General features: G+C 36.2%; 16 protein-coding genes. 4 read left to right on the top strand and 12 right to left on the bottom strand.

Annotated elements, in window-relative coordinates:
* Positions 1 to 11: 11 nt before the first annotated feature.
* Positions 12 to 395 carry a VOC family protein gene (locus AACV00_RS03910; RefSeq protein ID WP_004242922.1) on the bottom strand — a complete coding sequence of 128 codons (384 nt, stop codon included), beginning with the start codon at positions 393 to 395 and terminating at the stop codon, positions 12 to 14.
* Between the two features lie 35 nt (positions 396 to 430).
* Complete coding sequence (ddlA, locus tag AACV00_RS03915) at positions 431 to 1,531, bottom strand: D-alanine--D-alanine ligase (protein ID WP_004242920.1); 1,101 nt, start codon at positions 1,529 to 1,531, stop codon at positions 431 to 433.
* A gap of 472 nt (positions 1,532 to 2,003) precedes the next feature.
* On the opposite strand from ddlA, the gene AACV00_RS03920 reads away from it, so the two are divergent.
* On the top strand, positions 2,004 to 3,746 hold the full coding sequence (locus tag AACV00_RS03920; protein ID WP_161679984.1) for an ABC-F family ATP-binding cassette domain-containing protein: 1,743 nt from the start codon (positions 2,004 to 2,006) through the stop codon (positions 3,744 to 3,746).
* A 94-nt stretch (positions 3,747 to 3,840) separates the two neighbouring features.
* On the opposite strand, the gene yqfB is transcribed toward AACV00_RS03920, so the two are convergent.
* The 5 genes from yqfB to leuE all read right to left on the bottom strand — a co-directional run bounded on the left by yqfB (position 3,841) and on the right by leuE (position 7,258).
* Positions 3,841 to 4,170, bottom strand: a complete 330-nt coding sequence (gene yqfB / locus AACV00_RS03925) for a N(4)-acetylcytidine aminohydrolase (RefSeq protein WP_004248055.1) — start codon at positions 4,168 to 4,170, stop codon at positions 3,841 to 3,843.
* 44 nt (positions 4,171 to 4,214) lie between these two features.
* Complete coding sequence (locus tag AACV00_RS03930; RefSeq protein WP_036918307.1) at positions 4,215 to 5,078, bottom strand: methylated-DNA--[protein]-cysteine S-methyltransferase; 864 nt, start codon at positions 5,076 to 5,078, stop codon at positions 4,215 to 4,217.
* 79 nt (positions 5,079 to 5,157) lie between these two features.
* Positions 5,158 to 5,769: a DNA-3-methyladenine glycosylase family protein gene (locus tag AACV00_RS03935; protein WP_036905674.1), complete on the bottom strand. Its 612-nt coding sequence runs from the start codon at positions 5,767 to 5,769 to the stop codon at positions 5,158 to 5,160.
* Positions 5,770 to 5,889: 120 nt separating this feature from the next.
* Positions 5,890 to 6,507 (bottom strand): pyridoxamine 5'-phosphate oxidase family protein, encoded by a 618-nt coding sequence (locus AACV00_RS03940; protein WP_036905677.1) that lies wholly within the window; start codon positions 6,505 to 6,507, stop codon positions 5,890 to 5,892.
* 103 nt (positions 6,508 to 6,610) lie between these two features.
* Positions 6,611 to 7,258 carry a leucine efflux protein LeuE gene (gene leuE, locus AACV00_RS03945; protein ID WP_004248051.1) on the bottom strand — a complete coding sequence of 216 codons (648 nt, stop codon included), beginning with the start codon at positions 7,256 to 7,258 and terminating at the stop codon, positions 6,611 to 6,613.
* A gap of 839 nt (positions 7,259 to 8,097) precedes the next feature.
* Between leuE and AACV00_RS03950 the strand changes: the two genes are divergently transcribed.
* The 3 genes from AACV00_RS03950 to AACV00_RS03960 all read left to right on the top strand — a co-directional run bounded on the left by AACV00_RS03950 (position 8,098) and on the right by AACV00_RS03960 (position 10,538).
* A complete protein-coding gene (locus tag AACV00_RS03950) occupies positions 8,098 to 8,856 on the top strand; it encodes a GNAT family N-acetyltransferase (RefSeq protein WP_004242909.1) in 759 nt (252 codons plus the stop codon).
* A 315-nt stretch (positions 8,857 to 9,171) separates the two neighbouring features.
* Positions 9,172 to 9,570 carry a RidA family protein gene (locus tag AACV00_RS03955; protein WP_036905679.1) on the top strand — a complete coding sequence of 133 codons (399 nt, stop codon included), beginning with the start codon at positions 9,172 to 9,174 and terminating at the stop codon, positions 9,568 to 9,570.
* On the top strand, positions 9,567 to 10,538 hold the full coding sequence (locus AACV00_RS03960) for a threo-3-hydroxy-L-aspartate ammonia-lyase (RefSeq protein ID WP_004251225.1): 972 nt from the start codon (positions 9,567 to 9,569) through the stop codon (positions 10,536 to 10,538). The genes AACV00_RS03955 and AACV00_RS03960 overlap by 4 nt, the downstream gene beginning before the upstream one ends.
* A gap of 94 nt (positions 10,539 to 10,632) precedes the next feature.
* Here AACV00_RS03960 and AACV00_RS03965 read toward each other — a convergent pair whose 3' ends face one another.
* The 5 genes from AACV00_RS03965 to AACV00_RS03985 form a co-directional block, all read right to left on the bottom strand.
* Positions 10,633 to 11,544: a dihydrodipicolinate synthase family protein gene (locus AACV00_RS03965; RefSeq protein WP_004248048.1), complete on the bottom strand. Its 912-nt coding sequence runs from the start codon at positions 11,542 to 11,544 to the stop codon at positions 10,633 to 10,635.
* Positions 11,545 to 11,567: 23 nt separating this feature from the next.
* Positions 11,568 to 12,179 (bottom strand): dihydroxyacetone kinase subunit L, encoded by a 612-nt coding sequence (locus AACV00_RS03970; protein WP_004242903.1) that lies wholly within the window; start codon positions 12,177 to 12,179, stop codon positions 11,568 to 11,570.
* Entirely contained in the window at positions 12,179 to 13,174 is a 996-nt protein-coding gene (locus AACV00_RS03975) for a dihydroxyacetone kinase subunit DhaK (RefSeq protein ID WP_004248047.1), read from the bottom strand. Before AACV00_RS03975 ends, AACV00_RS03970 begins: the two co-directional genes overlap by 1 nt.
* Positions 13,175 to 13,306: 132 nt before the next feature.
* Positions 13,307 to 14,794, bottom strand: a complete 1,488-nt coding sequence (locus tag AACV00_RS03980) for a tripartite tricarboxylate transporter permease (protein WP_004248045.1) — start codon at positions 14,792 to 14,794, stop codon at positions 13,307 to 13,309.
* Positions 14,795 to 14,812: 18 nt separating this feature from the next.
* Positions 14,813 to 15,247 carry a tripartite tricarboxylate transporter TctB family protein gene (locus AACV00_RS03985; RefSeq protein WP_012367913.1) on the bottom strand — a complete coding sequence of 145 codons (435 nt, stop codon included), beginning with the start codon at positions 15,245 to 15,247 and terminating at the stop codon, positions 14,813 to 14,815.
* Positions 15,248 to 15,268: the final 21 nt, after the last annotated feature.

A 15,268-nucleotide genomic window follows, 5' to 3' on the forward strand; every position in this document is an offset into this window, starting at 1 on the left:
ATGTGGTTAATCTATTCAATAATATTAGCAATTTCCAATAAGTTATTATCTGGATCACGTAAGTAAACTGACATAATAGGCCCTGTAGCCCCTGTTCTTGGTACAGGACCCTCTTCTATATTGATACCCTGCTGGTTTATATGCTCTATCACGTCTAACAATGGCGTTTCAGTAATAAAACATAAATCCGCAGAGCCTGCCGTTGGTTTAGCAGCTTTAGGCAAAAACTCTTTTCCTAGCTGATGAAGATTGATTTTTTGATGACCAAAAGCAAGGGCTTTACGCCCTTGTTTAAAGGTAATTATCTCAAAACCCAATACATTATGATAAAAATGACAACTCGCCTCGATATCAGCCACGGTTAATACTAAATGATCAAGGTGTGTAATTTTCATCTGAACCTCACTTCGCTGTTAGAGTATTATTGTGATTAAAGCTCACACTTAGTTTTTAATACGGCTGTTTTTTTATGATGTTCTAGCGCTAATTCAATTAATTTCGTGATGAGTGATTGATAATCTAATCCCGTACTTTGCCACAGTTTAGGATACATACTGATATTAGTAAAACCTGGTAAGGTATTAATTTCGTTGATAATAACTTGATTATCTTCGGTTAAGAATACATCAACGCGCGACATACCTAAACAGTTTAAAACTTGGTAAGCTTTCAATGCCGTTTGGCGAATATGTAAGCTAATCGCATTATCTAAATCAGCAGGTACTACTACTTTTGCACCATCGTCATCAATGTATTTTGTGTTATAAGCATAAAAAGCATCATTTAACACAATTTCACCACAAGGGCTAACTTCAGGCTCTTCATTACCTAAAACGGCACACTCTATTTCACGGCCAACAATAGCACTTTCGATAATTACTTTAAGATCATATTCAAATGCCATGGATAAGGCAGCATTAAACTCGGCTTCATTATTGACTTTGCTGATACCAACAGAAGAACCTAAATTTGCTGGTTTAATAAATAAAGGGAGCCCTAATTGTTCAACAACTTCATTATAGGAAATATCATTTAATTGGTGAGCCATCAGTGTAATAAATGGTGCAACCGCTAATCCTGCATCATCCAGTAAGCGCTTAGTGATATCTTTATCCATACATGCTGCAGAACTCATGATATTAGGGCCTACATATGGCATATCAATCATATGTAATAGTCCTTGTAGGGTGCCATCTTCACCATAAGCACCATGCACAATAGGAAATACAACATCTATTTGTGCAAGAGGTTGCCCATCAGTTAAAGAGATAAATTGCTGACGGGTACTGCCAGGAATAATAGCCACTGGACGCAAAGGTTGGCTTAATGAGATAGTTGAGGGGTTATCGCTATTAATTAAATAATTGTCTTCAGCATATTCATGCCATTGCCCTTGTTCATTAATCCCAATTAAACAAAGGTCGAATTTCGTTCGATCTAATTCATTGATAATATTTTTTGCTGATTGTAATGAAACTTGGTGCTCGGTTGATTTTCCACCAAAAATAATAGCGACTCTTAATTTACTCATTTTCTAACCTTTTATAGGACAGCTATAGCGAATAAATAGCAATATATCATGATAAAAACACGCAATGTAGGGAGATAGTTCTTATCTAGGAAAATTTACGATAAAATGATGAAATTCTATGATTTAGTGTGCAAAAAATAGCTATTTTTGATATTAATTCAGCAACGCCTATTCCCTTCTCTTTCACACAAAAAGACACGGTTTCTCATCATTACATTCTTGCAATCAAGAAACCTGTCTTGCTAAACTCACTTTACCGATTAACTGATAAATTTTAAAAGGAGGCTAATTATGTTGTTGTGTGATCTTGTTGAATACTCACACTTCTTTGGTAATCGCCATAGCTCAGGCTTTCACAGTTCTTTACTGCGTTAACCTGCCTGAGCGACGTTAACTATTACCTCTCCTCAGCTTACTGGGTTATCGCGTGATATTACCCAAAGCATTTTTATGCTTAAAAAATGAGTAAGCTATGAGCACATTATTATCTACACAAAATCTCTCTTTTCATAATAATCACGGTATATTGCTGAGTAATATTTCTTTGGCACTCACTAAAGGTGAGAAAATTGGTTTAATTGGCTACAACGGTTGTGGAAAAAGTACCCTATTAAAACTTTTATCACACCAATTAATACCAACAGATGGTTCTATTACTATCGCCAATCAAGTCATTATGGCTTATGTCGAACAACAGTTACCAAGTGAGCTACAGTCAATGCGTCTCATTGATGCGGTTCTTCATAAATTACCTGAAGAGCTACGCATATCTGAAAGTTGGCGCAGTGAATTATTATTAAGTGAAATGGGATTTAAAGCCAATGAAATCAATCTATTAGTCTCACAATTAAGTGGTGGTCAACATACTCGTTTATTACTTGCGAGAGCATTGATTTTACAACCAGACTTACTGCTATTAGATGAGCCAAGTAACCACTTAGATCTACCGACTATCTTGTGGTTAGAAACATTTTTAACACAGTGGCGAGGAAGTTTTATTCTTGTTTCACATGACAATAGGTTGTTAGATAAAGTGACCAATTGTACGTGGATCATTCGTGATAAAACCCTATCTGTTTTTCGCTTGCCCTGCTCTCAGGCAAGACAAGAGCAAGAAGCACAAGATATCAGTGCGCAACATCGTTGTGATGCACAACAAAAAGAGATAGATCGTATTGCACAAAGTGCGAAGCAATTGGCCATCTGGGGAAAAGTGTATGATAACGAAAGTTTGTCACGTAAAGCCAAACAAATGGAAAAACAAATTGTTCGTTTAAAAGACGAACAAGTCGATGTAACAGAAGGCAATCAATGGACGTTACAGTTATCAGGAACAATATTACGGGCAGATAGATTGCTTGAGCTGCATCAGCTTTCAATGATCCCTGCGCCAGATGCACCGATTTTATATACCATCGATAATCAACGGATCAAAAGTGGTGATCGAGTCGCTATTGTTGGTGCTAATGGGACAGGTAAGTCATCATTATTAAAAATGATTTGGTCATCATTTCATGGTTCAACCACATCAACAGAAAATATGATCAGGCTTCATCCCAGAGTTGAGTTAGGTTATTACGATCAAAGCCTCGCACAACTTAATGATAATGATACCCTTGCCGATGCACTAAAGCCCTTTGCACCGCTATTAGATGAGCAAAGGAAAATGGCATTAATAAATGCAGGTTTTGTTTATTCTCGCCATAATCAGCAAGTAAAGTCATTAAGTGGTGGTGAACGAGCTCGTTTACTTTTTATTGGTCTCAGTTTGGCAAAATATTCATTATTAATGCTAGATGAACCAACAAACCATCTTGATATGGAAGGTAAACAGGCATTAGCTGAGCAAATTCAACGATTTTCAGGGGGAATTTTACTCGTCAGCCATGATAGAGAATTGATAGAGAAAAGCTGTAATCGTTTTTGGTATATTCACAATGGTATTCTTAGCGAACATCATGATATTGAAACAATTTATCAGCTTATTTCTCAACAAGATATGTCATCGGTCTCTAATGAGCAAAATGGCCATCATGCTCCATCTGTTGAAATAGTAAAACATCATAATGAAGATGAATTGCTAATGAAATTGATAGCACTTGAAGATAAATTGAATGCTGATTTAGCAAGAAAATCTGCTCATCAAAAGCCTATATTACAGGCTCAATGGCAAGCAGAAATAGAGATCTTAAAGCAACAACTTGATTTAGCTTAATTTTTCTAACGATTAACCTATTGATTTTAAGTTATAATACAAAGCGGAGGGACTCCTCCGCTTTTATTGGTATTAACTAATAAGAGAGAACTACTTATTGTATTAATTTATATTCTATTAAATAAAGATTTTCCGTTGTAGGATAAATGTCTTTAATTAAGGCCTTTAAAGTAGGCAAACTCATACCCTCTTGTTGAGCATGAAATTCATTTATCTCATTAAAATTTAAGGGTGATACAGAAATAATTTGTAACTTTCCATAATAAGTGCCATGTTCATTAGATAATAAATCAACAATAGTGTTTGGTTTATAGTGGCTTTCTGCTTCATCCCTAATTGTGATCACTTTAATACCAGCTAAAATTGAAGGGATTAAACGCTCAAAAAATGTAATATCTGTTGGTACAATCGCTGTTGATGCCATTTTATTTCATCTGTTATAAATTGATATTATGTTTATTATAACGGTTAATCGCTCTTGCTAATAGCCAATCTATCATGCTGATGATGAAGGGATTTTTCTCTTTGTAATAATTTTTCTTTGCGCTCAATCCCCCAACGATATCCAGATATTTCACCATTTTGTCTGATAACTCGATGGCAAGGGATCGCCACTGCTAGTTTATTTGATGCACAGGCATTCGCCACTGCTCGATAAGATTTTGGCGAACCAATTTTTTGAGCAATTTCTTGATATGTCATGGTACAACCAAAAGGAATATCTAATAATGCCCGCCAAACTTTTTGTTGAAATACTGTTCCTTGAATATCAAGTGGTAATGCCAAAGGTTGTGTTGGCAGTTCAACAAAACCAATGACTTGGGCAATCAATTTTTCAAACTCTTGGTTTGCACCAACAAGTTCAGCTTGAGGAAATTGTTTTTGTAATTCATCTAATAAACACGCAGGATCATCGCCAAGTGTTATCGCACAAATGCCCTTTTCACTTTGAGCTACAAGGATATGGCCTAATGAGCAGATCCCTACAGCAAAAAAAATCACGATATTTTGTCCACCATTGCGCCAATGGGTTGGCGTCATACCTAATATGGCTGTCGCATTTTCATAAAATCGGCTATTCGCATTAAAGCCTGATTGATATATCGCATCTGTAATTGTTTTATCGCCAGCTAATGCTTTCTTAATTAGTTTGTGCCGATAAGCATTCGCATACTCTTTAGGTGTAATTCCCATTATAGATTTAAATCGTCGATGGAAATAATATGGGCTGGATTGAATATGTGCGGCGATGTCGGCAAGAGAAACATCACCCTGATTTTCTTCAATAAAACGGCAGGCTTGTTCAATAAGTTGATAATGTCTCTTTTCCATTTTAGTTCCTACATTTATGTATGCTGGATGAAGTCCATTATCAATAAACTTCTATTTAGATCACTCCGATTATTGCTCTTTAGTCTGCGCTTTCTTTAGATAATGCCCATAAATAGAGTGAAGCCGTTGAACCATAAGGAGAATAACGTTTACGATAGCGTTCAAAGCGTGTTCTATCTAAGCTTTGATGGCGATATAAACGCATGATACCACGCTGAATAGCTAAATCCCCCCAACTTAAAATATCAGGACGATTAAGTGATGAAATTAATAACATTTCAGCTGTCCAAATACCAATACCTTTTAATTTTATCAGGGTATTGATCACCGCTTTATCAGACATAGCGGGGATTTGGTCTAAATCTAACGTATGATTTATAACTGAGTCTGCGATACCTTTAATATAGCCGGCTTTACGCATTGTCATTCCACATTGCTGAATATCTTGCTCTGATAAACTAGCAATATGTGCAGGAGTATAAATACCATCACATAGGGTAAGTAAGCGTTGCTGAACCGTGGTAGCAGCCACAACAGAAATTTGCTGTTCAATAATATTTTTAATTAATGCGGTAAATAAATCAGGAGTAAGTGGACGTTTAATTTCCCCTATTCTTTCCATTACCGCGGCTAGACGCTTATCTTTTTGTTTTAAAAAAGAGATCTCTTTTTCACCATACTGAAAATACATAAAATCACGCTACTAATTAAGGTATTTATTAAAACAGTATAGCGTGCACTTCCCCCCATTATGCACTCTGTTTCTTGCTCTTTTTAGCAAATGTTAATATAAAAAGAGCAAACTATATGATTAATATAATGTTTTCATAATACGTTCAGGCAATTGTGCATCATATTTATCACCATCAAATTGTTGATGAGAAATGGATTTCAATATTTGTCCCGGTGCTGGAATAGTTGATTTATCAGCTAAATATTTGTTTTCCCACAAACCTGAACGAATAAGTGCCCTACCACATTGGAAAAATACGCGCTCAACATGGATGCGCAAGACTGAGCGAGGTAGTGCATTGTTATATTTAAAGCGTGCGAGTGTTTCTTCATCTATTAAAATTTCTGCATGACCATTAATTCGTAATGTTTCATTAATGCCAGGGACTAGCACTAATAAAGCAATCGCGGGATTAATTAACAAATTGCGCATGCTATCAATGCGGTTATTACCACGTCTATCGGGTAATAATAAAGTATGGTCGTCTTCAATATGAATAAAACCGGGCTCATCGCCACGAGGAGAAACATCCATACCATCAGCACTATAAGTGGCTAATGCAACAAATGGTGTAGCTTCAATATAAGGGCGATAAAGGGGGTGAATAAAATCCACTTCTTTTAAGACCGATGGTTCGGCGGGGTGACCATAAATCTCTTCCAGTGTTTTCAGATCTTTTACAACGATATTTTTCATAAGGTGGCCTTGTTATCATTTAGCTCATTCTCATCATATACAAATTTCGTATAAAAAAAAGGTCACCATAAAATGTGACCTTTTCATCAATCTTATCAATCTGTTAAGCCGTTAAAGCGAGTTTGGCACCAAATAATAAGAACACAGCACCAATGCAACTATTCGATAATGATGCTAATCGTTTGTTATGCTTAACCTTATTAGTAATAGCAACGCCACCAAAAATAAGTACAGATAAGTAAAGCATGCTACATATTTCTAATATTACACCTAATACAAAAAAGGGAACCCCTGCATTTTCATATTTAGGATCAATAAATTGAATAAAAAATGACACATAAAAGATGATCATTTTTGGATTTAATAAACTTAAGAAAAGCGCTTTGATATATAAGCCATTTTTCGCTTTTACAACCTCTACTGCAACCTGTTCCGGCTGCTCTTTTTTCTTATGGAATGTCGCATAGAGTGTTTTTAAACCTAAATAGGTTAAATAAAGTGCACCGGCATACTTGATCACAATAAAGAAAACGGGTGAAGTCTTGACTAATGAAGCAACCCCCAAAAATGCCAAAAAGATTAATAATGCATCACCCGTAAAAACACCAAGAGCGGCTTTATACCCCCCTTTCACGCCATGCTTCGCACTCGAAGTTAGGACGAAAATTGAATTTGGACCTGGTACTAGTGTAATAAAAATAACGCCTAAAAGGTATGTCCAAATATTTGAAATACCAATACTTTCTAACATATGACGCCTTTTTTAAAAAAATAATATGCTGTATATGTGGGCTATCATATCGATATTAATTTTTTTGTAAAACAATAAACTTATATTTAACGATAAATAAGTAAATTAAACTGGTTTTAGAGCTTAAATATAGTCTAATGATTCATTTTTTCATTTATGTTTGGATTATATGACTGGTTTGAATGCGGGTAATAGTATGGTGCTGAAATTGCTTTTTTTATATAGATAAAATTCTTAATAAATCATTTTAATAAGAATTATTGGCTGGGTTTTTGGTTATTTATGGGGAGAACAACCTATTGTATCGTTAATGTTATAGTCTATTTATCTCTTTGTGATGAGAATCACTGTTATAAGCCATTTTTTATATAGAAATAACCATATATCTTTATGAAAAATAATTATTTTTTATAAATTTTGCATTTTTTAGCACATAAAGTGAGTATAATATTCACAAGGATTTACCAAAGTGATTATTCTTTAGTAGATCTATCCCTATTGTAGATTACCGATAACGTAATCTTACACATATTACATTGAAATTAGTGATATACATCACCCTGAGCAAATGCTAAGCCACTAAGATGACTTTTTATGGTAACTTTAGTGATACCGGAAAACGTATGATAAAAAGGCTATAATTGCTCAGCAACGACTACTAAAGATGGAACATCGATTATAGCCCGATGTCCTATTTGCTAAAAGATTTACATGTAGCAACAGACACATTGGTGACACTGTCACTTTTATTAGGTGAGTAAGTTGAACCAAATTAATCTACACAAGCGGATCCTCTGTTAGCCTCTTATCGCTTATCATGATTTATCTAGAGAACCATTATGGATGCACAACTGTATAAAGAGTTTAAAATTATAGAAAAAGCGTTTTGGTCAGAGATATGTGAAAACAATATTCGTATTGGTGATCATACCCACTGCTTTATGACACCGATGGACGCGCCTATTTTTAATTTTATCTACCTTCGCCAAGGCGCTAGCGAAAATACTTTCCAACAAGCAAGTACGCTGTTCTCCTCGCAAAAAAAAGGTCACATGCTGGTTCTGCCGGAATCTCTGTTGCCTGAATTTGAAGAGATAATAAAAAAAGCAGGTTATACGGGTGACGGTATGACAACCGCTATGTATCTCTCATTGTCTGATGCGACTTATCCCCCCTATAAAAATAACCCGTGCGATATTATTTTAACTAACCATGATCTTAAACAGTGGGCGCAACCATTGAAAACCGCCTTTCCTGTTGGTGACGATACGATAACTAATGAATATATTCGTTATCACCAAAAAGCGTTAGATAATGGTGCGACGATCCTTCATTATGCATTATTAGTTGCAGGGCAGCCTGTATCATCATTAACGCTGACATTACATGATAAACTAGCAAGATTTGACGATATTGGGACGGATATTGCCTATCAAGGCAATGGTTATGCCACACATTTAATTACTCACGTATTAGAGTTTTGTCGAGAGCAAGGTGTCGAGCGTTGTTTCTTAGATGCGTCAGCGGATGGTCTAGCGCTATATCGTAAATTTGGTTTTAAGCCACTTTTTAACTATTTAAGCTTTATTAACGAATAACCGCATACATTAAGAAGGCTCAATCAAGTTATTGAACCTTCTTTTCAACCTTTAAAAGGCCTACGACAAAGCAAATGCTAACGCTATGTTATCTATGTTAAAATAACACCATTAAGCCATTACTTTCCCTCCAAACAGTGGCGATTAATTTTACCTTGCTAATAACTACTTTCTATATAGCTATCATAGCTATCGTCAATTTCCTCGTATTTATTATTTGATTTACTAGCTAAAACTACACTATTGATCTAGAGTTAGACATAATGTATAAGTTGTTATACATTTAATCTAACCAGAGTGAAATAGGAAAATACTATGAGTTCACATCTTGTGATGCAAAATATTGAAGCTCTTTCATCGCCAGGGGGGCACTACTCTCATGTTGTTACAGCCAATAATATGTCCTTTATTTCAGGCCTATTACCTTTAGATAAAAACGGCGTCCCATTAACGGATAAACCTATTGAATTTCAAATTAATCAAGTGCTTGAAAATTTAAACGCTTGCCTTATAGGAATAAAAGCACAAAAAACCGATATTGCCCAAGTTAAGATGTATATTACAGACATTAACGAATGGCCTGTTGTCAATGAGTTATATGCAAAATGGATTGGTAAACATAAACCGGCCAGATTAGTCGCGGGTGTAAAAGAGCTTCATTTTGGCAGTAAAATTGAAATTGAAGCCATGGTGATCAAGGAGCAAACTTTATGAATAAATTAGCGCTTCCTACTTACCAAGATGTGGTTGAAGCACATCAACGTATTTTGCCATATCTTAATAAAACACCTATCTTAACCTCTCGCACTATCAATGAGTTAACGGGTGCTCAATTCTATTTTAAATGCGAAAACTTTCAGCGCATAGGCGCTTTTAAATTTCGCGGAGCAATGAATGCATTATCACAATTTACGGACGAACAGCGCAAAAATGGTGTGATAACTTTTTCATCAGGTAATCATGCTCAAGCTATTGCACTATCGGCAAAATTATTAGGTATTCCAGCTACAATTATCATGCCTGAAGATGCCCCCACCGCTAAAATGCAAGCAACAAAAGGCTATGGTGGTAGAGTCATTCTATATAACCGTTATACACAAGATCGCGAAGAGATAGGACAAAAGCTTGCTCAAGAAGAAGGATTAACTTTAATACCACCTTACGATCATCCTCACGTTATTGCCGGTCAAGGTACTGCAGCTAAAGAGTTATTCGAGGAAGTTGGTGAGTTAGATATGCTGTTTGTTCCCTTAGGGGGAGGTGGTTTACTTTCAGGTTCATTATTATCAACCAAAGCCCTTTCGCCACATTGTAGAATTTTTGGTGTTGAGCCTTTAGCGGGAAATGACGGACAACAATCATTACGCAAAGGTGAGATAATTTATATTGATACGCCAAAAACTATTGCAGATGGCGCACAAACTCAGCATTTAGGCGATTATACTTTTGAGATCATTCGCAACAACGTAGACGATATTTTAACAGCAACAGATGAAGAACTAATTTCTGCTATGCAATTTTATGCTCAGAGAATGAAAATCATTGTAGAGCCTACAGGCTGTTTAAGTTTAGCTGCAGCTCGTCAATTTGGTGATAAGTTAAAAGGCAAAAAAATTGGCATTATTATCAGTGGTGGCAATGTCGATATTATGCAATATGGTCACTTTTTATCACAAAAATAATTGAATAACTAGATGTTATTTATTATAAAAAAGCAGTATAGCTTGTTTTTTATACTGCTTAATATAATAAAGATATTTTGAAGCTGAGTCTCTGTTAATTAATTGAAAAAGCGATCCCCGCTTCTTTGCATAATTGCGTTAGATCTTCTTTCAATTGTTGGTTTTCTTCAGGTAATAAATCAAGTTGAGGTAAACGCATATGACCACCATTTAAGCCACGCATAGTTAATGCTGACTTAAATATCGCCATGTTCGCGCCTGATTTCAAAGCATCACTAAATTTCACACAAAATTGTTGCCAGTGCTTCGCTTCTTGATAATTACCCGTAATATAGGCTTGATACATATTCACAAATGGTTCAGGGAAAACACAGGCGCATCCTGAAACCGTGCCATCACATCCTGCATCTAATAAACCAAGGAATAATTTATCGTAGCCATGAAGTACTGAAAAATTATCTGCAACCGCTAAATAGCCAAGTGTCGTATTGTTATCGGCAAAACTGTATTTTATACCAATCACATTTTTGCATTGTTGCTGAATTTTAGCCGCTAATTCAGGCTTGATATTATTAGCCGCACATTGTGGAATGTTATAAAGATAGATTGGGAAATTTTCTGGTACGCTATTGGCGATAGTCACAAAATAGTGCTCTAATTCTCTGTCTGTGGCAGCAAAAAATTGTGGCGTCACTACACCAATACCATCGGCACCAATTTCTACAGCATGTTTGGCGAGTTCAATGGTTTCTGTTACCGTCATTGCGCCAACATGAATAAAAACAGGTAAACGTTTATTTGCCGTCTCTACTACGGTTTGCGCCACACTTTTACGCTCTGATGCGGATAAACGCAACATTTCTCCGGTCGTGCCACAAGGATAAAGGCAATCAACACCTTTAGTGATCAACATATTAGTTAATGCAGACAACGCGTTGATGTCCACATGATCATTTGAATCAAACGGAGTAACCATCGCCACTGTAACGCCAAATAATTTTTTCATGTAAGAGCCTTTTATTTATTCAATCAAATTGCTTCAACAATAACGTTAATCGCTAACATACCGGGATCGTCTAATCCTATCGATTTTTCTGGGAACATACGGGCACGTCCCAATAAATTAGGCTTAGGGCGAAATTCATTTAGCGTATTATTAATACTTTTTAAAGCAGTGGGTTTTAGTTCAGTCAGAGATGAGATCGACGCTAGATCTTCAGATAAATGATAAAGAATATCTAATACTGACTTTTGCCCTAATTCCCCTTTTCCTCTCGCCATCATGCTTTGGTATGCGACCGTCAATAGTGGGGAAATATCAGTAAGCGCTATTTCTTGCAGGTGGTTTTCTTTGCAATATTTGGCCATTGCCATAAAAGCCGTTGCTTGCAAAGTACCAAAAGAAGACGCACAGGCTTTTTGTAATGATTTGCTGCATTGAAAAAGCGCTTTACTTAAATCGTCAGGCCAATCTTGGGCATCGTTAGCAATTTGTCGCCATCCTTTTTGCATGGTTACCCCTAAATCACCGTCACCAAGTTGGCTATCTGCTTCACATAGTCTATTTTGAGACTGTTCACAGGCAATCGCGATACGTTGTACAGCAAGTTTTATATTATCGAGTGTAATATTAGTCATCATCACACTCTCCAAAATGCACAGTGAGCAGGTGCATTCAATAAAGCTTCAAGCTCATCATCAAGTTTACAAAAAGTTAAGCTAGCACCGGTCATTTCCATTGATGTTGCATAACGGCCGACTAATGGGTGAATGATAGTCGCCCCTGTATTATCAATAAGTTGAACAACTTTATTATATAAAATATAGAGTTCTTCTAAAGGCGTTGCACCTAACGAGTTGACTAGTACTGAGACTTTATCACCCTTTTTTAGTGATAATTCGGCTTGTAAACGTTGAAACATTTCTTCAGCAATATCATCTGCACTACGTAATTTATCGCGCCAAATTCCTGGTTCACCGTGGATCCCCATTCCCATTTCCATTTCATCGTCAGCTATTTCAAAGGTAGGATGTCCAACAGCGGGTAAGGTGCAAGATGTTAAGGCACAGCCTATTGTTCGCGTGTTTTCCATGGTTTTTTGAGCAATGCGGGTCACCTCATCAAGAGATGCCCCTTCTTGAGCTTTGGCCCCTGCCATTTTAAAACCATAAATCATTCCAGCCACACCACGACGTTTATGCGCTTCTTCTGGTGTTGCAGAAGCAATATCATCTGTCGCTAACACCGTTGTACATCGAATATTATCTTCAAAATCTACCGTTTCAGAAGCCATATCAAAATTCATAATATCGCCACCATAATTACCATAGAGCAGTAATACCCCCTGCCCATTATCCGCAGCGCGTATCGCATCAGCCATTAGATCTGCTGACGGTGAGGCAAATACATCACCGACTGCGGCGGCATCTAATAAACCTTCACCTACATATCCGGTGAAAACGGGAAGGTGCCCTGATCCTCCGCCAGTAACAATTCCCACTTTAGCTTTATCTGAGCTGTTAGCTCGCGTAATTAAACGTGGTTGTGGTTGACGATAAATATCATTATGTGCAAGGCATAAGCCAGCTAATGTTTCATCAACATAATTTTCTGGTTTATTTAATATCTTTTTCATAAAAACACCCGATATTTTTATTTATCTACGGATATTGCCCTCTTAAATTAAAAATTAATTATTTAAGAAGCATTTTCCCTGGTATTGGATAGAATATGTGTATATTTTTGAAAATAATAAATAGCTTATTAGTTATTTGGTTTTAAATGCGCTCCTAATTTGCATAGCGACAATTAATAGGAAAACACTGGCTAATACAATTGAAATAGGTCTATTAACAAAATTAATTAGCTCTCCGTCCGATTTCATCAACGAAGAAAGTAAATTCTTCTCTAGCATCGGTCCTAAAATCATCCCTAATATAATCGGTGAGATAGGAAAGTTACGCTGTTGAAGAAAATAGCCGATAACTCCCATCACCATCATAACCACAATGGATGACATCGTATTGGTAATAGCAAATGAACCGACAATACTAAATAAAATAATTGCTGGATAAAGAATTGCATTATCAATAGCAACAATTTTCTTTAAAAAATTAACAACAATAAAAGCTATAGGTAATAAGATTAAATTCGCAATAAAGAAAATGATAAAAACGGCGTACAGTTTATCTGGATTAAATAAAAAGAGAGTTGGTCCAGGTTGCATATCTTTCATATACAATACACCAATGATAATAGCTGCCGCAGAATCACCGGGAATACCAAAAACCAATGAAGGTATCCAACTTCCTGCTAAACTAGCATTATTACTTGCTGATGCATCAACAATACCTTCTTCTGAGCCTTGCCCATACTTTTGCGGTTTTTTTGATAATTTTTTAGATACCGCATAAGAGATCCACGCAGCGATATCGGCACCAGCACCGGGTAAAGCACCTATCAATGTACCAATAATACCACTACGGAAAATGCCCCCTTTACGTTGGCAAACAACCTTTCCCACCCCTTTAAAAATATTATATGAGCTATTATCTGTATTAACTGCTAATTTAATTTGCTTTTCTTTCCAGCGATCGACGTAATATTTAATCGCACCAGAGATAGCAAATAGCCCTATCATGGCGGGAATAAAACTAACACCTTGCATTAAAGAGACTTCACCAAAGGTAAAACGGGCTTGTCCTGTAAATTCATCGTAGCCAATAGTGGCTAAAGCAATACCGAAAAACAGTGCTAGCAAACTTTTTCTAATTTGAGCGCCAGAAACAATAGTGGCGCAGCTTAATCCAATTAAAGTAAGCCACATATATTCGTAAGAGCTAAATTTAAGTGCAAACTCGGCTAACAACGGAGCGGTTGACGCTAAAATAATTGTGCCGATCACCCCACCAATAACGGAGCTTGTTAATGACATCCCTAATACACGATTAGTTTTACCTTCTTTAACCAATGTATGGGCATCGTTAGTATAAGCTGCAGAGGCGGGTGTTCCGGGAATATTTAATAATGCCCCTGGAATATCGCCGGCAAATATCGAGGATGCACCTACGGAGATCATCAGTGCTAATGCAGGAATTGGATCAAGAAAGAAAGTAAAAGGCACCATTAAAGCAATTGCCATGGTTGATGTTAATCCCGGAATTGCTCCAACAAATAAACCAAATAAGCAAGCGCCTATGACAACAAGTATTGTCGTGTAATCAATATAAGCTAATGCGCTAATAAATATATCCATACTGTTTTTCTCTATTTATTAAAATAATTGAGGTAGCGGTACTAACAGTACAGCAGTAAATAAATAGTAAACGCCTAATACAATTCCAGCAGAAATAATGAAACTAAATATCGGTTTTACTTTTGCGTATTTCATCATTAATGGTGCAATAACAATAAATCCTGTAACAATAAAACCAAGGTATTCAGCAAAAAACACATAAAATAGAATGATACCAATAATTAATAACACAAATTTTATTTCATGCCATGTCACCAAAGGTGTATCCATTTGCTGCTTTTTTGCAAAAATATCTAATAATGAAAAAACAATCATTCCTCCACCAATTAGTGAAGGCATAAAAGCCGCACCATATTCACTAAAATCACCTAATGAATAGGCGCTATAAATAATAAGAAATAATCCAAATAGGCAAAATATAAATGATAATATATGACGATTTAGCATAGGCATAAAAACGGCTATTATCAGCCG

The organism is Proteus sp. G3927, assembly GCF_963894685.1.
Classification (GTDB): domain Bacteria; phylum Pseudomonadota; class Gammaproteobacteria; order Enterobacterales; family Enterobacteriaceae; genus Proteus; species Proteus mirabilis.

Coding starts and splice junctions, on each gene's coding strand:
- AACV00_RS03955 (WP_036905679.1), top strand. CDS start 9,172: ATGAGTTCACATCTTGTGATGCAAAATATTGAAGCTCTTTCATCGCCA.
- AACV00_RS03985 (WP_012367913.1), bottom strand. CDS start 15,247: ATGCCTATGCTAAATCGTCATATATTATCATTTATATTTTGCCTATTT.
- AACV00_RS03910 (WP_004242922.1), bottom strand. CDS start 395: ATGAAAATTACACACCTTGATCATTTAGTATTAACCGTGGCTGATATC.
- AACV00_RS03965 (WP_004248048.1), bottom strand. CDS start 11,544: ATGAAAAAATTATTTGGCGTTACAGTGGCGATGGTTACTCCGTTTGAT.
- yqfB (WP_004248055.1), bottom strand. CDS start 4,170: ATGGCATCAACAGCGATTGTACCAACAGATATTACATTTTTTGAGCGT.
- AACV00_RS03930 (WP_036918307.1), bottom strand. CDS start 5,078: ATGGAAAAGAGACATTATCAACTTATTGAACAAGCCTGCCGTTTTATT.
- ddlA (WP_004242920.1), bottom strand. CDS start 1,531: ATGAGTAAATTAAGAGTCGCTATTATTTTTGGTGGAAAATCAACCGAG.
- leuE (WP_004248051.1), bottom strand. CDS start 7,258: ATGTTAGAAAGTATTGGTATTTCAAATATTTGGACATACCTTTTAGGC.
- AACV00_RS03950 (WP_004242909.1), top strand. CDS start 8,098: ATGGATGCACAACTGTATAAAGAGTTTAAAATTATAGAAAAAGCGTTT.
- AACV00_RS03970 (WP_004242903.1), bottom strand. CDS start 12,179: ATGATGACTAATATTACACTCGATAATATAAAACTTGCTGTACAACGT.
- AACV00_RS03935 (WP_036905674.1), bottom strand. CDS start 5,769: ATGTATTTTCAGTATGGTGAAAAAGAGATCTCTTTTTTAAAACAAAAA.
- AACV00_RS03980 (WP_004248045.1), bottom strand. CDS start 14,794: ATGGATATATTTATTAGCGCATTAGCTTATATTGATTACACGACAATA.
- AACV00_RS03975 (WP_004248047.1), bottom strand. CDS start 13,174: ATGAAAAAGATATTAAATAAACCAGAAAATTATGTTGATGAAACATTA.
- AACV00_RS03940 (WP_036905677.1), bottom strand. CDS start 6,507: ATGAAAAATATCGTTGTAAAAGATCTGAAAACACTGGAAGAGATTTAT.
- AACV00_RS03920 (WP_161679984.1), top strand. CDS start 2,004: ATGAGCACATTATTATCTACACAAAATCTCTCTTTTCATAATAATCAC.
- AACV00_RS03960 (WP_004251225.1), top strand. CDS start 9,567: ATGAATAAATTAGCGCTTCCTACTTACCAAGATGTGGTTGAAGCACAT.